The organism is Conyzicola nivalis, from assembly GCF_014639655.1.
Lineage (GTDB): Bacteria > Actinomycetota > Actinomycetes > Actinomycetales > Microbacteriaceae > Conyzicola > Conyzicola nivalis.
Genome location: NZ_BMGB01000001.1, coordinates 1,800,029 through 1,820,488, shown reverse-complemented (window position 1 = coordinate 1,820,488; position 20,460 = coordinate 1,800,029). Strand labels below are relative to the sequence as shown.

At 68.5% G+C, this 20,460-nt stretch carries 20 protein-coding genes; 13 read left to right on the top strand and 7 right to left on the bottom strand.

Annotated elements, in window-relative coordinates:
- Positions 1-312 precede the first annotated feature (312 nt).
- Positions 313-552, bottom strand: coding sequence for an acyl-CoA carboxylase subunit epsilon (locus IEV96_RS09030; RefSeq protein ID WP_188510293.1), 240 nt, complete (start codon positions 550-552; stop codon positions 313-315).
- Positions 549-2,147 carry an acyl-CoA carboxylase subunit beta gene (locus IEV96_RS09025; RefSeq protein WP_188510292.1) on the bottom strand — a complete coding sequence of 533 codons (1,599 nt, stop codon included), beginning with the start codon at positions 2,145-2,147 and terminating at the stop codon, positions 549-551. Before IEV96_RS09025 ends, IEV96_RS09030 begins: the two co-directional genes overlap by 4 nt.
- Before the next feature lie 187 nt (positions 2,148-2,334).
- Between IEV96_RS09025 and IEV96_RS09020 the strand changes: the two genes are divergently transcribed.
- From IEV96_RS09020 to IEV96_RS08985, 8 genes are all read left to right on the top strand, one after another.
- A complete protein-coding gene (locus IEV96_RS09020; protein WP_229733175.1) occupies positions 2,335-3,546 on the top strand; it encodes an acylneuraminate cytidylyltransferase in 1,212 nt (403 codons plus the stop codon).
- Complete coding sequence (locus tag IEV96_RS09015; RefSeq protein WP_188510290.1) at positions 3,543-4,415, top strand: N-acetylneuraminate synthase family protein; 873 nt, start codon at positions 3,543-3,545, stop codon at positions 4,413-4,415. Before IEV96_RS09020 ends, IEV96_RS09015 begins: the two co-directional genes overlap by 4 nt.
- A gap of 11 nt (positions 4,416-4,426) precedes the next feature.
- Entirely contained in the window at positions 4,427-5,689 is a 1,263-nt protein-coding gene (locus IEV96_RS09010) for a DUF6716 putative glycosyltransferase (RefSeq protein WP_188510289.1), read from the top strand.
- 20 nt (positions 5,690-5,709) lie between these two features.
- Positions 5,710-6,507 carry a biotin--[acetyl-CoA-carboxylase] ligase gene (locus IEV96_RS09005; protein ID WP_188510288.1) on the top strand — a complete coding sequence of 266 codons (798 nt, stop codon included), beginning with the start codon at positions 5,710-5,712 and terminating at the stop codon, positions 6,505-6,507.
- 3 nt (positions 6,508-6,510) lie between these two features.
- Positions 6,511-7,047, top strand: a complete 537-nt coding sequence (locus tag IEV96_RS09000) for a PH domain-containing protein (protein WP_188510287.1) — start codon at positions 6,511-6,513, stop codon at positions 7,045-7,047.
- An 80-nt stretch (positions 7,048-7,127) separates the two neighbouring features.
- Complete coding sequence (locus tag IEV96_RS08995; RefSeq protein WP_188510286.1) at positions 7,128-8,246, top strand: 5-(carboxyamino)imidazole ribonucleotide synthase; 1,119 nt, start codon at positions 7,128-7,130, stop codon at positions 8,244-8,246.
- 43 nt (positions 8,247-8,289) lie between these two features.
- Complete coding sequence (gene purE, locus IEV96_RS08990) at positions 8,290-8,757, top strand: 5-(carboxyamino)imidazole ribonucleotide mutase (RefSeq protein WP_188511190.1); 468 nt, start codon at positions 8,290-8,292, stop codon at positions 8,755-8,757.
- 47 nt (positions 8,758-8,804) lie between these two features.
- On the top strand, positions 8,805-10,106 hold the full coding sequence (locus IEV96_RS08985; RefSeq protein ID WP_229733173.1) for an LCP family protein: 1,302 nt from the start codon (positions 8,805-8,807) through the stop codon (positions 10,104-10,106).
- 13 nt (positions 10,107-10,119) lie between these two features.
- Here the strand turns inward: IEV96_RS08985 and IEV96_RS08980 are convergent, their stop codons facing one another.
- The 4 genes from IEV96_RS08980 to rfbB are packed head-to-tail and all read right to left on the bottom strand — an operon-like array spanning position 10,120 to position 13,951.
- Positions 10,120-11,259: a glycosyltransferase family 4 protein gene (locus tag IEV96_RS08980; protein ID WP_188510284.1), complete on the bottom strand. Its 1,140-nt coding sequence runs from the start codon at positions 11,257-11,259 to the stop codon at positions 10,120-10,122.
- A 58-nt stretch (positions 11,260-11,317) separates the two neighbouring features.
- Positions 11,318-12,109, bottom strand: a complete 792-nt coding sequence (locus IEV96_RS08975) for a polyprenol monophosphomannose synthase (RefSeq protein ID WP_188510283.1) — start codon at positions 12,107-12,109, stop codon at positions 11,318-11,320.
- A gap of 4 nt (positions 12,110-12,113) precedes the next feature.
- Positions 12,114-12,965, bottom strand: a complete 852-nt coding sequence (rfbD, locus tag IEV96_RS08970; protein ID WP_188511189.1) for a dTDP-4-dehydrorhamnose reductase — start codon at positions 12,963-12,965, stop codon at positions 12,114-12,116.
- A complete protein-coding gene (gene rfbB / locus IEV96_RS08965) occupies positions 12,965-13,951 on the bottom strand; it encodes a dTDP-glucose 4,6-dehydratase (RefSeq protein ID WP_188510282.1) in 987 nt (328 codons plus the stop codon). Before rfbB ends, rfbD begins: the two co-directional genes overlap by 1 nt.
- A 72-nt stretch (positions 13,952-14,023) precedes the next feature.
- On the opposite strand from rfbB, the gene IEV96_RS08960 reads away from it, so the two are divergent.
- The 5 genes from IEV96_RS08960 (at position 14,024) to IEV96_RS08940 (ending at position 18,849) form a co-directional block, all read left to right on the top strand.
- Positions 14,024-14,632, top strand: coding sequence for a dTDP-4-dehydrorhamnose 3,5-epimerase family protein (locus tag IEV96_RS08960; protein ID WP_188510281.1), 609 nt, complete (start codon positions 14,024-14,026; stop codon positions 14,630-14,632).
- Between the two features lie 3 nt (positions 14,633-14,635).
- Positions 14,636-15,502 (top strand): glucose-1-phosphate thymidylyltransferase RfbA, encoded by an 867-nt coding sequence (gene rfbA / locus IEV96_RS08955; protein ID WP_188510280.1) that lies wholly within the window; start codon positions 14,636-14,638, stop codon positions 15,500-15,502.
- Between the two features lie 101 nt (positions 15,503-15,603).
- Positions 15,604-15,921 carry a coiled-coil domain-containing protein gene (locus IEV96_RS08950; RefSeq protein WP_188510279.1) on the top strand — a complete coding sequence of 106 codons (318 nt, stop codon included), beginning with the start codon at positions 15,604-15,606 and terminating at the stop codon, positions 15,919-15,921.
- Positions 15,914-17,401 carry a glycosyltransferase gene (locus IEV96_RS08945; RefSeq protein WP_188510278.1) on the top strand — a complete coding sequence of 496 codons (1,488 nt, stop codon included), beginning with the start codon at positions 15,914-15,916 and terminating at the stop codon, positions 17,399-17,401. Before IEV96_RS08950 ends, IEV96_RS08945 begins: the two co-directional genes overlap by 8 nt.
- Entirely contained in the window at positions 17,398-18,849 is a 1,452-nt protein-coding gene (locus IEV96_RS08940; RefSeq protein WP_188510277.1) for a glycosyltransferase, read from the top strand. Before IEV96_RS08945 ends, IEV96_RS08940 begins: the two co-directional genes overlap by 4 nt.
- Before the next feature lie 59 nt (positions 18,850-18,908).
- Here the strand turns inward: IEV96_RS08940 and IEV96_RS08935 are convergent, their stop codons facing one another.
- On the bottom strand, positions 18,909-20,351 hold the full coding sequence (locus tag IEV96_RS08935; protein WP_188510276.1) for a DUF4214 domain-containing protein: 1,443 nt from the start codon (positions 20,349-20,351) through the stop codon (positions 18,909-18,911).
- Positions 20,352-20,460 lie beyond the last annotated feature (109 nt).

Sequence of the window (20,460 nt, the reverse complement as noted above, 5' to 3'; positions counted from 1 at the left end):
TTAGCCCGCTTACCCTAGTCGGCTAACAAATGGTGGTGTAACTCGATGAGAGACACCTAGCACTAGTAATAATGCCGTCTGGCCAAACTATTGCACAGTCGTCATTTAGGAGGACACCAGGGGTACAGTTTTGCACCCCGCCCGCTTCCCCGCCAATAACCTAGCGGGACGGCCGCGATTTGGCCACGAAAAGCGGGGTACATCGGGCCAAAACGGACCTTTAGAACCGCCCGATGACGGCCAAACAGATGAAACCGTCTCGCTGTCGTGCGGATTCCGTGGAATACGCTTTCTCGCCGACGGATCGTGCGTTCAGGCGGAGAAGCCGCGCCAGCCGTCGTGGCCGCGCACGATGGGAGCGCGGATGGCGCGCTGACTGCGCTGCCAGGCGGTGAGGCCGGATGCCGCGTCCCGCTCGTTCTCGCCCGCGAGCTCCTCGAGGGCGGCGCCGAGCACCGCGGTCACCGCGGCGACCTCTGCCGGAGTCGGGTCGCCCGCGACGATCGTGAACGACGTGGACGCGGCGTCGGAAGCGGGTGCCTGCGAGCTCACAGCGGGATGTTCCCATGCTTCTTGGGCGGCAGCGTCGCGCGCTTGGTGCGCAGTGCGCGCAGCGCCTTGATGATCGCGACCCGGGAGGCCGCCGGTTCGATGATGCCGTCGAGCTCGCCGCGCTCCGCGGCGAGGAACGGGCTCGCCACGTTGTAGGTGTACTCGTTCGCGAGCTTGGTGCGTACGGCCGCGACGTCTTCGCCCGCGGCCTCGGCGGCCTTGATCTCGTTGCGGTAGAGGATGTTCACGGCGCCCTGCCCGCCCATCACGGCGATCTCGGCGGTCGGCCAGGCGTAGTTGAGGTCGGCACCCAGCTGCTTCGACCCCATGACGATGTAGGCGCCGCCGTAGGCCTTGCGGGTGATGATGGTGACGAGCGGCACGGTGGCCTCGGCGTAGGCGTAGAGCAGTTTCGCGCCGCGGCGGATGACGCCGGTCCACTCCTGGTCGGTGCCGGGCAGGTAGCCGGGCACGTCGACGAGGGTGATGATCGGGATCGAGAAGGCGTCGCAGAAGCGCACGAACCGCGCGGCCTTCTCGCCGGCCTCGATGTTGAGGGTTCCGGCCATCGAGTTCGGCTGGTTCGCCACGATGCCGACCGAGCGCCCCTCGACGCGGCCGAAGCCGACGACGATGTTCGGCGCGAAGAGCGGCTGGGTCTCGAGGAAGTCGCCGTTGTCGACGATGTGCTCGATGACGGTCTTCACGTCGTAGGGCTGGTTGGGGCTGTCGGGGATGAGCGTGTTGAGTTTGCGGTCCGCGTCGGTGATCTCGAGCTCGACGGCGCCGTCGTAGACGGGCAGCTCGGCGAGGTTGTTGTCGGGCAGGAAGCTGATGAGGGCGCGGGCGTAGTCGAGCGCGTCGCTCTCGTCGCTGGCCAGGTAGTGCGCGACCCCGGAGATGCTGTTGTGTGTCAGGGCGCCGCCGAGCTCCTCCATGCCCACGTCTTCGCCGGTGACGGTCTTGATCACATCGGGGCCGGTGACGAACATCTGGCTGGTCTTGTCGACCATGATCACGAAGTCGGTGAGGGCGGGGGAGTACACCGCGCCGCCGGCCGCCGGGCCCATGATGATGGAGATCTGCGGGATGACGCCCGAAGCCTGGGTGTTGCGGCGGAAGATCTCGCCGTACTTGCCGAGGGCGACGACACCCTCCTGGATGCGCGCACCGCCCGAGTCGAGCATGCCGATGATGGGCACGCCCGTCTTGATGGCGTGGTCCATGACCTTGATGATCTTCTCGCCGGCGACCTCGCCGAGCGAACCGCCGAAGATGGTGAAGTCCTGGGCATAGACGGCGACCTGGCGCCCGTGGATCGTGCCGAGCCCCGTGACGACCGCGTCGCCGTAGGGCCGCTTCTTCTCCATGCCGAACGCGTGGGTGCGATGACGCACGAACTCGTCGAGCTCGACGAACGACCCGTGGTCGAGCAGTTCCTCGATGCGCTCGCGCGCGGTCTTCTTGCCCCTCGCATGCTGCTTCTCGATCGCGGTCTCGCCGCTCGCGGTCACGGCCTCGTGGTAGCGGACCTTGAGGTCGGCGAGCTTGCCCGCGGTCGTAAAGAGGTCGGGATTGGCATCTTCTGGATTCACGGTTTCACTCTACTGGTGCGACTTCGGGGCGATCGGCTGCCGAAACGTACAGAAAGGCCAGCGTTCGCTTGCACGGATGTTGCGAACCCGTCACTTCCCGTTTACCTCGGCGTATCCTTCGCGGTCATCTGGCGCCCGTAGCGTCACCACATTGGCAGCCAACCGGTCGCCGTGAATGGAGTTCCGCGTGCACGAATCGGCCGAGGTCGTCGCCGTCATTCCGGCGCGCGGTGGGTCGAAGGGTGTCCCGCGCAAGAACCTGCGCGAGGTCGGCGGGGTTCCGCTCGTGGTGCGGGCCATCCGCAACGCCCAGGCCGTGGCATCCATCGACCGGGTGGTCGTCTCCACCGACGACGACGAGATCGCGGCCGTCGCCTTCGCGGCCGGAGCCGACGTCGTCGACCGGCCCGCCGAGCTCGCCGGCGACGAGGCGAGTTCCGAGGCCGCGCTGCTGCAGACGCTCGACGCCCTCGAGACGCGCGGCATCGCGACGCGCATCGTCGTGTTCATCCAGGCCACCTCGCCGTTCATCGAGCCCGCCTCCCTCGAGCAAGCTGTCGGCCGCGTCGACAGCGGCACCGACGACGTCGTGTTCTCCGCCGTCGAGACCCACGCATTCCTGTGGAAACTCGACGCGACGGGAGCGACCGGCGTCAACCACGACCACTCCTTCCGCCCTCGCCGCCAGGACCGCGACGCCCAGTTCCAGGAGACCGGCGCGTTCTACGTGATGCGGGCCGACGGCTTCCGCGCCGCGGGCTACCGCTTCTTCGGCACCGTGGGCATCGTCACCGTCGACGAACGGCACGCGATCGAGATCGACACCGAAGAACAGTTGGCCGTGTCATCCGTTCTCGCCCGCGCTTTTGATCCGGATGCGCCCGAAGCCGACGCGGCTCCCGTCAGGACCGCGCCCACCGCCATCGACGTCGACGCCGTCGTCACCGACTTCGACGGTGTGCACACCGACGACCGCGTGCTCGTGGCCGAGGACGGCAGCGAGTTCATCGTCGCCAACCGTTCCGACGGCATGGGCGTGCGCCTGCTGCGCGAAGCCGGCGTCCCAATGCTCATCCTCTCCACCGAGGTCAACCAGGTCGTCTCGGCCCGCGCCCGCAAGCTCGGCGTCGACGTCCGCCACGGGCTGAGCGACAAGGCGAGCGCCCTCGTCGAGTGGGTCGACGCGCACGGCTTCGACCTCGAGCGGGTCGCCTACCTCGGCAACGACGTCAACGACCTCGCATGCCTCGATCTCGTCGGCTGGCCCATCGCGGTCGCCGACGCCCATCCCCTCGTCATCGCAGCAGCCCGGGTGGTACTCACCCGACGCGGCGGCGACGGCGCCGTTCGCGAACTCGCAGAGCTCGCTATGCCAACCGAGAAGGACACCAACGCATGAACATCAACATCGGAACACACTCCATCGGTACAGGCGAGCCCGTGTACGTCATCGCCGAGATCGGTCTGAACCACAACGGCAGCGTCGAGCTCGCCAAGCAGATGATCGACGTCGCCGCCGACGCCGGGGCCCAGGCCGTCAAATTCCAGAAGCGCACCCCCGACGTGTCGACGCCCGAGCACATGAAGAGCGTCATGCGCGAGACGCCGTGGGGCACCATGACGTACCTCGAGTACCGCTACCGCGTCGAGTTCAACCGCGAGCAGTACATCGAGATCGGCGACCACGCCCTGCTGCGCGGCCTCGACTGGTTCGCATCGCCGTGGGACGAGCCCGCCGTCGCGTTCCTCGAGGACCTCGGCGTCGTGGCGCACAAGGTCGCCTCGGCGTCGGTCACCGACATCGGCATGCTGCAGGCGCTCGCCGCCACCGGCAAGCCGATCATCCTCTCCACCGGCATGTCGACGATGGACCAGATCGACGCGGCGGTCGACGTTCTCGACCGCGAGCGTCTCGTGATGCTGCACGCCACGTCGTCGTACCCGATGCCCACCGAGGAGGCCAACCTGCGCATGATCCCCGCGCTCGCCGCCCGCTTCCCCGACCTGCCCATCGGCTACTCGGGCCACGAGCGCGAGCTGCAGATCAGCCTCGCCGCCGTCGCGCTCGGCGCCACCGTCGTGGAGCGTCACCTCACGCTCGACCGCGCCATGTGGGGTTCCGACCACTCGGCCTCGCTCGAGCCCGGCGACTTCGCCCAGCTGGTCGCCGACATCCGTGTCGTCTCCGAGGCTCTGGGTGACGGCGTGAAGCGCGTCTTCCCCGGCGAGCTGGCCCCGCTGGCGAAGCTCCGCCGCGTCCAGGCTTGAGCGATCCAGGTTTGAGCGATTCAGGCCGGGGCGAACCGCGCGTGAAGGCCCTCGCCCTCGTCGACACCGACTCGTACGTGAAGTGGGGGGCCGCGCTGCTCGCGCAGCTCCCCGCCGAGTGGTCGAGGGAGATCGCGGTCGTCGCCACCCCCGGTGCCCCGAGCGCGTCGCAGTTGTCCGCCGCGCTCGCCGGCAGCGGGTTCGACGGCGCCTCCCGGCAGTTCACCCTCGACGCGCTGCACGAGCGCGTGCTGCTCGAACGGCCCGACGTGATCATCGTCGCGATGCGCGGGCCGGCGGCCTCCGTCGTGCTGCGTGTGCTCTCCGCCGTGCCGAACCGACCGGTGTTCGTGAGCGGGCTGCCCGGCATCTCCATCCCGGCCACGTGGAAGGCGCTGTTCTACCGCTCGCAAGCCGACCTGATGGTGCTGCACAGCAAGCGTGAGATCCGCGAGTTCGCCGTCGTTGCGGGGAAGCGCGGATGGACCCACCGGCTCGTGCTGGCCACCCTGCCCTTCATCGAGCGGCGGCCGGCAGCCGGCGGGGGCGACATCGTGTTCGCCGTGCAGTCGATCGTTCCCCTTCTGCGTCCGGAGCGCGAGCGGGTGCTCGACATCCTCATCGATACCGCCAGGCGCAACCCCGACCACCGCGTGGTGATCAAGGTGCGGGCGGTGACCGGAGAGCAGCAGACGCACGACGAGGAACACAGCTACCCCGACCTGCTGGCGCAGCGGTCCTCTGCGCCACACAATCTGGTCGTGGCATCCGGACCCATGTCCGCCGCGCTCGACGGCGCGCTCGGTTTCGTCACGGTCAGCTCGACCGCGTCGATCGAGGCGATCGCCCGCGACGTCCCGCTCGTGGTGCTCGACGAGTTCGGCGTCTCCGACGAGCTCATCAACCCGGTGTTCCTCGGCAGCGGCCTGTTCGGCGACGGCGAGGCGGTGGCGTCTCTCTCGTTCTCCCGACCCGACCCGGGCTGGCTCGACGACAACTACTTCCACGGTGCCGAAGACGACGATTGGATGCGCGCCCTCGACGAACTGCTCGAGCAGCGCGCGTCGGGTCCGTTGCCGCACCGTCCCTCGCTGCGCGGCACCATCGGCGGGCTACTTCGTCGGGCGTGGGAGCGCAAGCAGGCGTTCGGCGAACACGACCGTTCGGCGCTCGGAGCGGTCGCGCTCGTCGTCGGCACGCCGGCGCGCACCGCCGTGCTCGCGGTGCGGCGGCTGTCGCGCGGGCGCCCACACACCTGGGTATCGAAGAACTGACCGGCGGCTAGCCTTAGCGGATGAAGCTCCCTCTCAGCGCCGCCGCGGTCGACCACCTCGAGATCCTGCCCGAGGCCGGTTCGACCAACGACGAGCTGGTCGCCAGGGCGGGCACGCTCGGCGACTTCTCCGTCGTGGTGACCGGCAGTCAGACGGCCGGTCGAGGCCGCCTCGGCCGGGTGTGGGTGGCCCCGCCGGGCGCGAGCCTGGCGATCTCGGTCCTGCTGCGGCCGGTGTTGCCCGGGGGAGAGCCGCTCGAGCTGCGCCACTTCGGCTGGCTGCCGCTCATCGCCGGCATCGCCATGACCCGCACCGTGCAGTCGCTGCTGCCCGAACACCGCGTCGGGCTCAAGTGGCCCAACGACGTGCAGGTCGACGGGCTGAAGATCTCCGGACTGCTCGCCGAGCTGTTGCCGGCCGGCGACGCCGTCGTGATGGGCGCGGGTCTCAACCTGTCGCTCACGCGCGACCAGCTGCCCACACCCGTGTCTACGTCGCTCGACCTCTCCGGGGCGACCCTCTCCGGCGACGACCTCGCCGACGCGGCCCTCAGCGCCTACCTCCTCAACCTGCGCGAGCTGTACACCGGCTTCGTCCGCGTCGGCGCCGACCCCGTCGGCAGCGGCGTCGCCGAGCAGCTCACCGAGCTCTGCACCACGATCGGCCAGCAGGTGAAGGTGGAGCTGCCCGGCGCCCCCGACCTCGTCGGCACGGCCGTCGGCATCGACGGCAGCGGGCGCCTGCGGGTGCGCGGTTCACTGGATGGTCACGTTACGGCTGTCGCCGCGGGCGACGTGACACATCTGAGGTATGAATGACACATGTCCACTGAGAGCCGCGTGCCCGAAGCCGTCGTCGCACGGCTGCGTCCGCACGGCCGCGCGCTGTTCTGGCCGAGCCTCGCGCTCATCCTGATCCTCGGTGCCACCGGCTACTTCTACGGCACCTTCGACGAGGACTGGCAGAACCTGGCCGTGCTCGGGGCCGCGCTGCTGCTCGGCATCCTGCTCTGGCTGCTTCCGCTGCTGCACTGGCTCGGCCGTCACTACACGATCACCACCCGACGCATCGTGCTGCGCAGCGGGTTCTTCGTGCGGATGCGGCAGGAACTGCTGCACAGCCGCGGCTACGACGTCACCGTGCGCAAGAACGCCATGCAGGCCGTCTTCCGCAGCGGTGACGTGCTCATCAACACCGGACTCGACACGCCCGTCGTGCTGCGCGACGTGCCGGCGGCGAATCTCGTGCAGGCCGCCCTCCACGACCTGATGGAGCACAGCCAGAACCCCGTGGCCGCCCGGCGCCAGCAGGAACAGTCGGCGGCGCCCGACGAGACGACCGCGTGGGGCGTGCGCTAACCCGCCGTCCCGAACTGCGCGAAGATAGAAGCGGTGAACGCCGGGAACCCGTCCGGCGTGTGAGACGCAGGAGTTCGAGCATGTCGCGAATCGTCGGAGTGATCGGTGGCGGGCAGCTCGCCCGCATGATGGTGCCGGCGGCGATCAACCTCGGGATCCCGATCCGCGTGCTCGCCGAGCGGGAGGGCGAACCGGCGGCGCTCGCCGTGGCCGCCTACGGCAGCCACCTCGACCTCGACACCGTTCTCGCCTTCGCCGAGACCGTCGACGTCGTCACCTTCGACCACGAGCACGTTCCCCAGGCGGTCCTGCGCGAGCTGGTCGCCCGCGGTATCGACGTGCAGCCGGGTCCGGATGCGCTGCGGTTCGCGCAGAACAAGCTGGAGATGCGGCAGCGTCTTGCAGACCTCGGCATCCCCGTGCCCGACTGGGCGCGCGTCGACACCGCCGAGCAGCTCGCCGAGTTCCTCGCCGACCACGGCGGCAAGGGTGTGCTCAAGACGGCGACCGGCGGTTACGACGGCAAGGGCGTGCGCGTCGTGCGCGACGCGAGCGAGGCCGCCGACTGGCTGCTGGCGGGCGAGCCGCTGCTCGTCGAGGAGCTCGTCGAGTTCCGTCGCGAGCTGGCCCAGCTCGTCGCCCGCCGGCCGAGCGGGGAACTCGCGCTGTGGCCCGTCGTCGAGTCGATGCAGCGCGACGGGGTGTGCGCCGAGGTCATCGCGCCCGCACCCGGATCCGCCGGCAATGTCGCCGACGTCGCCGCCGACATCGCCACCACGGTCGCCGAGGCGCTCGGCGTCACCGGCGTGCTCGCGGTCGAGCTGTTCGAGACCACCGACGAACGGTTGCTCGTCAACGAGCTGGCGATGCGGCCGCACAACACCGGCCATTGGACGCTCGACGGTTCGACGACGAGCCAGTTCGAGCAGCACCTGCGCGCGGTGCTCGACCTGCCACTCGGCGCCACCGGCTGCCGCGACGAGTGGGCCGTAATGGTCAACGTGCTCGGCGGCCCGACGACGGCGACGATCGCCGACCGCTACGACGCGGCATTCGCCGACCAGCCCACCGTCAAATTCCACTTCTACGAGAAGACCCCGCGGCCGGGGCGCAAGGTCGGTCACGTCAACGCGGGCGGCGACGACCTCGACGAGGTCGTCTATCGTGCGCGTGCCGCGGCAGCCTTCTTCGAGGGTTGACCCTACGATTGTCTCCGTGTCCACACCACTCGTAGCCGTCGTCATGGGGTCAGACTCCGACTGGTCGGTGATGGCGGACGCCGCTGCCGCACTCGCCGAGTTCGGCATCGCCCACGAGGTCGAGATCGTGTCGGCCCACCGCACGCCCGAGCGCATGATCGAGTTCGGCCGCACCGCGGTGCACCGCGGCCTCAAGGTCATCATTGCCGGAGCCGGCGGTGCCGCGCACCTGCCCGGCATGCTCGCCGCCGTCACGACCCTGCCGGTGATCGGCGTCCCCGTCGCGCTTGCCAAGCTCGACGGCCTCGACTCCCTCCTCTCGATCGTCCAGATGCCCGCCGGCGTTCCCGTCGCGACCGTCTCAATCGGCGGTGCGCGCAACGCGGGACTCCTCGCCGCCCGCATCCTTTCCACCTCCGACCCCGAGCTCGCCGAGAAGCTCGCGGCGTTCGCGCTCAGCCTCGAACAGCTCGTCGCAGACAAAAACGCGGCTCTCGCATCCCGACTGTGACGATCGCCAGCCCTGTCCGCTTCCCGGACACGAGCTCACGGACCACCATGACCCGCAGGGCCTGGTGGTTGGTCGGCCTGAACATCCTGCTGCCGGGTTCGGCCCAGCTGCTCGCGGGCGACCGCAAGCTCGGCCGTTTCGGCGTGCTCGCAACCTTCGCGCTCTGGATCATCGCCATCCTGACCCTCGTTTTCTTCCTGTTCGCGCGGCCCGTGCTCTACACGCTGTTCACGAACGTGGTGGCGCTCACGGTCATCCAGATCCTGATCGTCTTCTACGCCGCGCTGTGGATTCTGCTCACCGTCGACACCCTGCGGCTCGCGCGGCTCATCAAGATCACGGCATCGGCCCGCCCGCTCGTCGCCGCTCTCGCGGTGGCGGTGCTCGTCGCCGTCAGCGCCACGGCGAACTACGGCGTGGTGGTCACCGGAGCGACCCGCGACGCGATCAACAAGGTGTTCGTGGCCGGGCAGGCCGCCGAGGCCGTCGACGGGCGGTACAACATCCTGCTGCTCGGCGGAGACGCCGGTCCCGACCGGCAGGGGCTGCGCCCCGACAGCATCTCGGTGATGAGCATCGAGGCCGCGACCGGCAAGGCCACCATGATCGGCATTCCCCGCAACCTCGAAAACGCGCCGTTCGTCGAGGGCTCGCCGCTCTACGGCCCCTTCCCCGACGGCTACGACTGCGGCGACGAGTGCCTCATCAGCTACCTCTACACCTACGGTGTGGAACACCCCGACCTGTATCCGGATGCCACGGAGAACGGCAGCAACGCCGGGGTGGAGGCGATGCGCGACGCCGTGGGCGGCGTGCTCGGCATCACGCTGCAGTACTACGTGCTCATCGACATGAAGGGTTTCAGCGACCTCATCGACGCCCTCGGCGGCGTGCAGATCGAGTCGACCGGCCGGTACCCGATCGGCGGCGGCGAAGACCGCAACAGCCAGCCGATCAACGTCGAGGGCTGGATCGAGCCCGGCCTGCAGCAGATGAACGGCTACACCGCCCTCTGGTACGCCCGCGCGCGCCACGGAACGAGCGACTACGACCGCATGGCCAGGCAGCGGCAGGTGCAGGAGGCGATCCTCGCGCAGTTCGTGCCGGCCAACGTGCTCGGCAAGTTCCAGGCGATAGCCGAGGCCGGCTCGCAGGTGGTCACCACCGACGTGCCATCCGCGGCTCTTCCCTACTTCGTGCAGCTCGCCGAGAAGACGCGCGCCCTGCCGATCGAGAAGGTCGAGCTGGTGCCCAGCAACGGGGTCGACGTGGTGCGCCCCGACTTCGACGCGATCCACGCGATGGTCGATGCCGCGCTGGCCGCCACGACGGAGACGCCGGCGCCATAGGCGCCTCGCCGACCTAGAGGTCGGCGTGCAGCTGCCAGACCTTCTCGGCCGAGTTGCGCCAGCTGAACAGGTTGGAACGGTCGCGCCCCGCCTGCCCCATGCGCGCGGCGAGCTCGTCGTCGTTCGCGACCGTGGCGATCGCCTCGGCGAGCCGTTCGGGGTAACCCTCGGGGTCGTCGCGGGCCACGACGAGACCGGCGTCGCCGCCGACCTCGACGAGCGCCGGGTCGTCGGAGTGCACCACGGGGGTGCCGAAGTGGAAGGCCTCGATGACAGGGATGCCGAATCCCTCGGCGAGGCTCGGCATCACGAACACGGTCGCGCGGTCGAGGGCGACCGCGAGGTCGGCGTCGCTGAGATAGCCCAGCGCCCGCACGCGGTCGGGTTCGAGGCCGGCGGAGGCGGCGACTCCCGCGACGTCGACCTCGCCCCAGCCGGGAGGGCCGACGATGAGCAGCGGCAGGTCGGCGGATGCGCCGCTGCCGAGCGAGCGGATCAGCGGTTCGAGCGCCTTGCGCGGTTCGAGGGTGCCGACCGCGAGGATGTAGCGCTCGGGCAGCTCGAGACGCGCGGCGCGTGCGTCGGCGTCGACCGGCGTGGCCAGCTGCGAGCTCACGGCGCTGCCGATCACCCGGATGCGCTGTCCGAAGTCGAAGATCTCGGCCAGCTGGTCGCCGACGGCGTGGGTGGGCACGACGATCGCGTCGGCGTAGCGGTGTGCGCGCTTGGCCATCGCGCGGTGCCACGACGCACCGTGCGGCGTGAGCGTCTCGGGGTGCGTCCACGGCACGGCGTCGTGGATCGTCACGGCGATCTGGTCGCCGGATCCGCCCGCCCGGTCGTGGCGGGACAGCGGCGCGAGCAGGCTCGTCGCGTGGATCATGCCTTTGCCGGGCAGCCGGGTGAAGCCGTGCTGCCACGCGGCCGACAGCTCGCGCCTGGCGAGGGCGCTTTTGTAGACGCTGTCGAGACCCGGCAGCTTCTCGTGCAGCATCGCGTACTGCTCGTCGGTCGACGACGACACGATTCCCTGGATCTCGCAGCTGGCGGGGGCCGTGTCGATGAGGGCGCGCGTGAGCTCTTCGGCGTAGCGCCCGATGCCGCCGGGTACGGGCGCGAGGATCTGGTCGATGATGATGCGCAGTGTTGTCATGGGGCTTTCCGGTTCCGGCCTAAGGAACTGTCGATCGGGCGAGACCTAGCGTATGGGACTACGCTGCGGAGCGGGTGGGTGCGTCGCCGTCCGCCGCCCGGGCAGCTTCCGCCGTGCGCGGGGTGAACAGTCGGACGATGCCCCACTGTGTCACCCTGAGGAGCGCCTCGAAGACGATTCCGCGGCTCATCTTCGACACCCCGGTCTGGCGCTCGCGGAACACGATCGGCACCTCGGCGATGCCGGCACCCGCGTCGTGCGCGCGCAACGCCATATCGATCTGGAAGCAGTAGCCACGGGACACCACCGTGCGGGTGGTGATCTGGTCGAGCAGCCCGGCGTCGTAGGCGCGATAACCCGCAGTGGCGTCGTGCACCCGCAGCGGCAGCATGAGGCGCGCGTACTCGTTGCCGGCCCGGCTGAGCAGGCGGCGCCGCGCGGGCCAGTTCTCGACCGCGCCACCGGCCACCCAGCGCGAGCCGATCACGAGACCGACGGGACGGTCGGGGTCGACGAGACGGTCGAGCATGGCGGGGAGGGTCTCTGCGGGGTGCGAGCCGTCGGCGTCCATCTCGACGACGACGTCGTAGTGGCGGGCCCGGGCCCACGCGAAGCCGGAGAGGTAGGCCTGTCCGAGTCCGCTCTTCGCGGTGCCGTGCAGCACGTGGATGCGGTCGTCGCCCCGCGCGAGACGGTCGGCAAGCTTTCCCGTACCGTCGGGGCTCGCGTCGTCGACGACGAGAACGTCGACGGCGGGAACGTGGCGGTGCAGGTTGCCCAGAACCCGTTCGAGGCTTTCGATCTCGTTGTAGGTCGGCACGACCACGAGCACCCGGCCCCAAGTACTCATTGATTCAGGGTACAGCACCCGGAAACGCCAAGAATGAATGCTCAATTGCCGCACGCCACGACCGCATCTCCGGGATGCCGGCCGCAGCCCAGGCGTCGTGGCCGAGCACCGAGTATGCGGGACGTGGTGCGGGACGGACGAAGGCGGCGCTCGTGGTCGGCAGCACACGCTCGGGGTCGAGGCCAGCCACCTCGAACACTGCGCGAGCGAAATCGAACCACGTCGCCGAGCCCGAGTTCGTACCGTGATACACGCCGAACGACGGTGCCGCATCGACAAGCGCGACGATCTGCCGGGCTAGGTCGAGGGTCCAGGTCGGCTGCCCGAGCTGGTCGTCCACGACGCTCACGGTGGGGCGCGACGCGGCCAGTGACAGCATCGTGCGCGCGAAGTTCGGTCCATGCTCGCCGTACAACCACGCCGTGCGCACGATGTACGACCCGTCGGGATGCGCGGTGAGCACGCGGCGTTCTCCCTCGGCCTTCGAGCGACCGTAGGCGCCGAGCGGCGCGAGTGGCTGGGTCTCGGCATACGGCGAGGTGGCAGAGCCGTCGAACACGTAATCGGTGGAGACGTGCACGAGAACAGCGCCGGCCTCGCGCGCCGCGATGGCGAGATTCTCGGCGCCCGCGGCGTTCACCGCCATGGCGTCGGCCTCGTGCGTCTCGGCGTCGTCGACCTTCGTGTAGGCGGCGGCGTTAAGCACGACGTCGAACCCGTCGGTCGCGGCGAGAACCGCGGCGCGGTCGGTCACGTCGACGTCGGCACTGCCGACGACGGTGACGTCGCGGCCGGAGAGCGCGACAGCGAGGTCGGACCCGAGCATGCCACGACCGCCGACGATCAGGTAGCGCATCACGCGAGCTCCGCGCGGCTTTTCAGCGGTTGCCACCACTCACGGTTGTCGCGGTACCACTGCACGACCTCGGCGAGACCTCTCTCGAACGGCACGAGCGGTTCGTAGCCGAGCTCGTCGCGGATCTTCGAGATGTCGACGCTATACCGCAGGTCGTGTCCGAGACGGTCGGCGACGCGGTCGACGTACGTCCAGTCTTTGCCGGTCGAATCGAGCAACAGCTGGGTCAGGTCCTTGTTGGTGAGCTCGGTGCCGCCGCCGATGTTGTAGATCTCGCCGGCTCGGCCGCCGACGAGCACCATCGCGATGCCCCGGGTGTGGTCGTCGACGTGAAGCCAGTCGCGGATGTTGTTGCCCGCGCCGTAGAGCGGCACGTGCCGGTCGTCGATGAGGTTCGTTACGAAGAGCGGGATGACCTTCTCGGGAAAGTGGTAGGGCCCGTAGTTGTTGGAGCAGCGGGTGATGGAGACGTCGAGACCGTGCGTACGGAAGTAGCTGCGCGCCAACAGATCGCTGCCCGCTTTGGAGGCCGAATAGGGCGAGTTCGGCTCCAATGGCCGCTCCTCGTTCCACGACCCTTCGGCGATCGAGCCGTAGACCTCGTCGGTGGACACGTGGACGAAGCGCTTGAGTCCCGAGCGCAGGGCGGCGTCGAGCAGTCGTTGTGTGCCGAGCACATTGGTCTCGACGAAGATCGACGCGTCGCGCACGGAACGGTCGACGTGGCTTTCGGCGGCGAAGTGCACGACGGCGTCGACCGAGGGGAAGATCGAATCCAGCAAGTCGGCGTCGCGGATGTCGCCGTGCACGAACGTGTAGCGGGGGGAGTCGGCCACGGGAGCGAGGTTTTGGAGGTTGCCCGAATAGGTGAGTGCGTCGAGCACGATCACCTCGGCGCCCTCGAGCCCGGGGTAGGCGTCTTCGATGGTTCGTCGAACGAAGTTCGAGCCGATGAAACCGGCGCCGCCGGTTACCAGAATTCTCATGTCGTGTCACAGACTCTCTCGACTAGGGATGTTCCGAATTCTAGCGACACGGCCACTTGTAGACTCCTGCACGTGAAGATTCGTGAGCTTTCCATTTCCGGCGCTTGGGAGTTCACTCCCGTGCAGCACCGAGACGAACGCGGCGCCTTCTTCGAGTTCTACCGGCACGAGGCTCTGCAGGAGACGGTGGGGCACCCCCTGACCCTCAGGCAGGGCAACATGTCGGTCTCGTCGAAGGGTGTCGCCCGTGGCATCCACTACGCCCTCGTCCCTCCCGGGCAGGCGAAGTACGTCACCGCGGTCCGAGGCGGCTTCGTCGACTACATCATCGATCTGCGGGTCGGTTCGCCCACGTTCGGCGAGTGGGACTCCGTCATCATCGACGATGACGACCGGCGCACCGTCTACCTCTCCGAGGGCCTCGGCCACGCGATCGTGTCGCTCACCGACAACGCGACGGTGAGCTATCTCGTTTCCGAGGTCTTCAACCCGCAGCGCGAACTCGGAATCAGCGTGTTCGATCCCGAGATCGGCCTCGCGTTTCCCGACGTCCTCGGCGAACTGCAGGTCTCGCCGAAAGACCGCGACGCCCCCACACTGAGTGATGCCCTGCGCGACGGCGTGCTGCCGACCTGGGCGGACTCGCAGAGCCTGTACTCCGCACTCGACGGAATGGTCTAGATCATGCGCGGCATCATCCTCGCGGGAGGCTCCGGCACCCGGCTCTACCCGATCACCAAGGGCATCTCGAAGCAGCTGATGCCGATCTACGACAAGCCGATGATCTACTACCCCCTGTCGACGCTCATGATGGCGGGAATCTCCGAGGTGCTCGTGATCTCGACGCCCGACGACCAGGCCCAGTTCGAACGCCTGCTCGGTGACGGCTCGGCGCTCGGCATCTCGATCACGTACGCGACCCAGGCCTCGCCCGACGGTCTCGCCCAAGCGTTCATCATCGGTGAGGAGTTCATCGGCGACGAAAGCGTGGCCCTCGTGCTCGGCGACAACATCTTCCACGGCGCCGGTCTCGGCACGGCCTTGCGACAGCACGCGGGCATAGAGGGGGCCTTGATCTTCGCCTACCACGTGAGCGAACCGCGCGCCTACGGTGTCGTGGAGTTCGACGCCGACTTCAAGGCCGTGTCGATCGAGGAAAAGCCGGAGCACCCGAAGAGCAACTTCGCCGTGCCCGGCCTCTATTTCTACGACAACAGCGTGGTGGAAATCGCGAAGGGCATCACCCCGAGCGCGCGCGGCGAACTCGAGATCACGGCGGTCAACGACCACTACCTGCAGCGCGACACACTGCGCGTGCAGGTGCTCGACCGCGGCACCGCCTGGCTCGACACGGGAACGTTCGAGTCGATGATGCAGGCGAGCGAGTACGTGCGCGTCATCGAGGACCGACAGGATTTCAAGATCGGATGCATCGAGGAGATCGCCTGGCGCGCGGGGTGGATCTCCGACGAGCAGCTCAGGGCGCTCGCGCAGCCCCTGCTGAAGAGCGGCTACGGGCGTTATCTCGCGCGAATTCTCGACCGCGCTTAGCTCGGCGTCGTAAACGTTTATAGGCCTCGCAGGCTTGGCGGTTAAGATTGATGCCGGGTGCCTTCGCGCCCGAACTCACAGATGCATTTTTGGGAACCGTCGTGCCGCAGCAGAATGAAGATATCGAGGCGATAGCCGCCGAACGCGACGAGCTTCGCGCCCGGGTCGAGGAGCTCAGCGCCGAACTGGCCGTGCTGCGAGACCGCGAAGCAGAGCACTGGCTTTCCGCCGTGCAGTCGGAATACGCCGAGTCGACGATCATCGTCTCGCTGCGCAACAGCGTCTCCTGGCGCGTGACCAAGCCCCTGCGTGCCGTGCAGAGTGTGCGCCTCAAGGTCAGGCGGGTCGGTCTCGTCCGTGCCGCGCGCATGTCCGGCGGCTACCTGAAGAATCGAATCGCAGCGAGACGACGTGGCTGAGGCCGCCGAACCTCTGCTCGCCCGACTGCGCCAGGGTGCCCCGCACATCCTCGGTCATAACGATGTGGCGACTCTGTCGGTCGGCGCTCTAGCCTCCGAGATCGGCCGGTCGCTCTGGGCGAATCCCACCGGCGACCGTCTCTGGCTCGCCCTCGTGGTGATGACCGGCTCCTTCCCCGAGGCTTCCGACGTGCACCGGCTGCGCCGCAGCCTTCGGGCGTCGAGACGCGACGAGGCGATGGCCGTCCTGCTGACGAGTGCCGTTCGGCCCGCGAGTGCCGACGGCTTCGGTGGCAGTGCCATCCGCATCGTCTCCGACCGCCCCGTCGTCGACGTGGACTTCTGCGCACGCCACGGTCACAACAGCGGCATCCAGCGCGTCGTGCGCGAGACGCTCGCCCGGTGGGCCGCCGACGAGACCAAGAACTTCGAGCTCGTGGCATGGACCAACCGCGGTTCGGCCATGCGCGAACTGCGCGGCGACGAAGAGGCGCGTGTTCTCGAGTGGACGAGCTCGAAGCGCGCACAAGCGTCGCCCGACAGCTACGACGACGGGTCCGTGCTCGTCGTGCCGTGGAACACCGACGTCATCCTCCCCGAGGTGGCGCGCGAGCACATCTGTTCCCGCCTTGCCACCCTCGCGCAGTTCTCGGGCAACCGGGTCACCGCCGTGGGCTACGACACGATCCCGATCGTGAGCGCGCAGGACGTGCCGTACTCAGAGGCCAACCGGTTCGCGAAGTACCTGTGGGCGGTCAAGCACATGGACCGGGTGCTCTCGATCAGCCGCTCGGCCGGTGAGGAGTTCGCCGGGTTCGCCAACGCGCTCGCCGCGCAGGGACTCGTCGGGCCGCAGATCTCGGCCATACCGCTGCCCATCGACACGGTGGGCGCGGACTTCGCTGCCCACGACGACACGTCGGCTCTGCCGCTCGTGCTCAGCGTCGGCACGCAGGAGCCACGCAAGAACCAGGTCTCGTTGCTCTACGCCGCCGAGCAGCTATGGCGTGAGGGCTATGCTTTCGAGCTCATGTTCATCGGCGGAGCCGACGCAGAGCTGGCGCGCGACTTCGACAACCTCGTCGACCGTCTGAAGGCTGCCGGTCGTACCGTGACAGTGCACCGTCACGCCACCGACGAGCTGCTGCAGGCCGCCTATGCCCGCGCCCGGTTCTCGGCGTTCATCTCGTTGCACGAGGGCTTCGGCCTGCCGGTCGGGGAGTCGCTCGCCTACGGGACACCCGTGCTCACCAGCAATTACGGCAGTATCGAGGAGATCGCCCGCGACGGAGGCTGCTACACGGTCGACCCGCGCGACGACGAGGCCGTTCTCGCCGGGCTTCGTCGGATGCTCGACGACGACGCCCTCATCGAGACCCTGCTGGCACAACTGGCCGCTCGGGAACCCCGCACGTGGGAAGACTATGCCGACGAGCTGTGGCTCGCCGCGACATCCGAAATTCTGGAGAAGACCCTGTGAGCGGCGACTGGCTGTCACGGCGCTACGGCGCCCTCGTCTCCGCCCTCGACGGGTCGCAGACCCCGACGGCGACCATCGTCGAAGCGGTCGCGGCCGTCGAACGCGACCCGAGCGAGGAGACCACCTGGCTCGTGCTCGCCGCGCTCAGCGGGCACCTGCCGACCGAGCGCGAGGTGCAGACCGCCCACCGCACGATGCAGTTGAACGGTGCGCGCTCGGTCATCGAGTCGAGCATGACGGCACCCGGCCGGTTCGGCGCGCTGCGCCAGCCCCCGGCCGTCGAGGTGCTTCGCAACGCGGTGATCATCGACATCATGCACACCGCCGAGACCGAGCTGGCCACCGGGATCCAGCGGGTCGCGCGCGAGACCGTGCGCCGCTGGAACACCGACCACGACGTGGTGTTCGTCACTTGGCGTGACGACCGCCGCTCGCTCCGGCGCCTTACCGCGAGCGAGCACGCCCGCGCGCTCTACGGCACCCACGCCACGACGAAGGACAAGCACGTAGGCCGCATGCCGATCGTCGTGCCCTGGCAGGGACACTTCCTGCTGCCGGAACTCGCCGCCGAGCCGTGGCGCACCGAGCGCATCGCCGCTCTCGCTCGCTTTTCGCGGTCGCGGTCCGGCGTGATCGGCTTCGACTGCGTGCCGCTCACGAGCGTCGAGACCGTGGCCGACGGCATGGCGTCGCACTTCGCCTGGAACCTCGGCGCCGTCGCCCACATGGACCGTGTGGCATCGATCTCGCGCGCGGCCGGCATCGAGTACGGCGGATGGCGCAGGATGCTCGCACCCACCGGCATCGCCGGGCCGCAGATCGAGACCGTCTTCCTGCCTTCCGAGGCCGAGGACGCGACGGACGAGGCCCTCGCCAAGTTCAAGTCGATGATCGGCTACAACGAGAGCGACCCGCTCGTGCTCGTCGTCGGCAGCCACGAACCGCGCAAGAACCACATGGCGGTGCTTTCCGCAGCGGAAACGCTGTGGCTCGAGGGGCACCGGTTCCAGCTCGTCTTCGTTGGCGGTAACTCGTGGAACAGCCGCGCCTTCACCGCGCAGATCACCCGCATGCACTCCGACAACCGCACGGTGCTCTCGATTTCGGGAATCGCCGATCCTTTGCTCTGGGCCGCCTACCGCCTGGCCCGCTTCACCGTTTTCCCGTCGGTGAACGAGGGGTTCGGACTCCCCGTCGGTGAGTCGCTCTCGGCCGGAACCCCGGTGGTCACGTCGCAGCACGGCAGCATGCGCGAGATCGCAGAACTCGCCGGCGGCGCGGTGCTCGTGAATCCCTACGACGACGACAGCGTGGCCGACGGCATGCGCTCGCTCATCGAGAACGACGTGCTGCTCGGGCAGCTGCGGCTCGAGGCGCTGAACCACCCGACGCGGGGTTGGGACGACTACGCCGCGGAGCTCTGGGACTACTTCGTGGTGGGCGACTAGACCCAGCACGAGAAAGAGGGGCGGCCGACCGAAGTCGACCGCCCCTTCTTTCGTTCTCGCTAGCCGTTCGGGAAGCGGGCCGAAGCACGCGACCAGTACTCGGAGCTGCCGATAATGGCCCAGCGCACGCCGGCGTCGCCGCGTTCGATGGCGACCTGTGCCCAGCCGGCGACGCCGGCCGGCTCGGGTGCGCGGCCGAGATAGGCGGCGTACATGAGCGAGACACGCGACTGGGCGGTCTCGACCGAGCTCCAGATCGAGTTGACGACCTGATGGCGGCCCTGTGCGGCGGCGATGGCCGCCCAGCCGGACACCTCTTCCGGCGCGGCCGCGCGGCCGATCAGGCGCTGGTAGAGCGCGGCGACGAACGACTCGTTCGTGCCGCCCGTGTTGGTGAGGTACTCGCCGGTTGCGAGGAACACCTTGTCGACGTCGTCGGTGGTGAGCAGACCGTTCTTCATGTTCACGAGCCAGCCGGCCGCGCCGCCGTCTTCGGCCGCACGGCCGAGGATGGTCTGGTAGGCCGAGTTGATTCGGATCAGGCGGTACTCGTCGCTGTCGACGAACCCGGCGGCAACGTCGACCGGTGCGCGCCCGTTGGTGACGAGCATGCCCCAGCCGTGCACCTCGACGGCACCCGCCTCGCGGCCGAGCACGTCGTTGTAGAGCGACTTGACGAACGCCGAGGCGGCCTTCGGCACGGTGGTCGAACCGAACCAGTCGGTGAAGAACTTCCAGAAGTTGCGGTTGCCGTAGGAGGAGCAGGCGTCACCCAGTCCGCCGAGGTTGTTGAGCGCGGCCTGGTTCGGACGGTACGGCGTGTAGTTGTAGAGCGCGGCGGTCGCGTTGTTGGCGATGTAAACCTCGCTCGCGCCGCAGGCGGCGTTGGGGTGCCACTGGATCACGTTGACCTGGCCGGCCTTGTAGCGGAAGGTGTTGCCGGGAGCGACGTACCGCTTGAACTGGCGCGCGGCGGAGATGACCTGGTTGCCGAAGCCGTAGTACGCCGTGTCGCACGCGGCGGTGTCGGGGCAGCCGTAGCCCATCGCGATGCGGTACTTGCCCGCGTTCGGGTTGCCCGAGGTGACGAGACCCTGCTCTTTTTCGAGCGTCGCGAGGATCACCTGCGGGTTGACGCCACAGGCCTGCGCCGCCCGGAAGATGATGTCGGAAGCGAGCTCGTTGCTGCCCGCCGCGAACTCGCTGCAGTTGGCGTTCGCCGGCTTGTACGGGGTGTCGGAGCGGTAGCTCTCGAGGCATCCGGGGTTTCCGGCCGTCGGCGCGCAGTTTTCCTTGGAGTCGATGAAGGCCTGGATATCGGCCGGACCCATCGTGCCCGGGTTGTAGAAGACGCCGTCATCGATGATGCGGCCCGGGTCGAAGTTGCGGGCATCGGGCGTCGCCGCCTGTGTCGCGGCTGGCACCGAGGCGCCGGCGAGAACCCCACCGAGGAGCGCGGCCATCGCGATCCCGCTCAGGATCGTGGTCAATTTCTTTCGCATGGCAAACCCCCGCTTGCGGTGCCGCGGCCCGAACCACGACGAGTAGAGGGGGCCCGAAAAGGAACGAAATGAGCCCCGTGTTTGTTCAGAGTAGCCGCGATCGACCGAA

Bases quoted from the DNA above. Each gene is read 5' to 3' on its own strand.
- IEV96_RS09015 (WP_188510290.1), top strand. From the start codon at position 3,543: ATGAACATCAACATCGGAACACACTCCATCGGTACAGGCGAGCCCGTG.
- IEV96_RS09005 (WP_188510288.1), top strand. From the start codon at position 5,710: ATGAAGCTCCCTCTCAGCGCCGCCGCGGTCGACCACCTCGAGATCCTG.
- IEV96_RS09000 (WP_188510287.1), top strand. From the start codon at position 6,511: ATGTCCACTGAGAGCCGCGTGCCCGAAGCCGTCGTCGCACGGCTGCGT.
- IEV96_RS08995 (WP_188510286.1), top strand. From the start codon at position 7,128: ATGTCGCGAATCGTCGGAGTGATCGGTGGCGGGCAGCTCGCCCGCATG.
- purE (WP_188511190.1), top strand. From the start codon at position 8,290: ATGGGGTCAGACTCCGACTGGTCGGTGATGGCGGACGCCGCTGCCGCA.
- IEV96_RS08985 (WP_229733173.1), top strand. From the start codon at position 8,805: ATGACCCGCAGGGCCTGGTGGTTGGTCGGCCTGAACATCCTGCTGCCG.
- IEV96_RS08980 (WP_188510284.1), bottom strand. From the start codon at position 11,259: ATGACAACACTGCGCATCATCATCGACCAGATCCTCGCGCCCGTACCC.
- IEV96_RS08975 (WP_188510283.1), bottom strand. From the start codon at position 12,109: ATGAGTACTTGGGGCCGGGTGCTCGTGGTCGTGCCGACCTACAACGAG.
- rfbD (WP_188511189.1), bottom strand. From the start codon at position 12,965: ATGCGCTACCTGATCGTCGGCGGTCGTGGCATGCTCGGGTCCGACCTC.
- rfbB (WP_188510282.1), bottom strand. From the start codon at position 13,951: ATGAGAATTCTGGTAACCGGCGGCGCCGGTTTCATCGGCTCGAACTTC.
- rfbA (WP_188510280.1), top strand. From the start codon at position 14,636: ATGCGCGGCATCATCCTCGCGGGAGGCTCCGGCACCCGGCTCTACCCG.
- IEV96_RS08935 (WP_188510276.1), bottom strand. From the start codon at position 20,351: ATGCGAAAGAAATTGACCACGATCCTGAGCGGGATCGCGATGGCCGCG.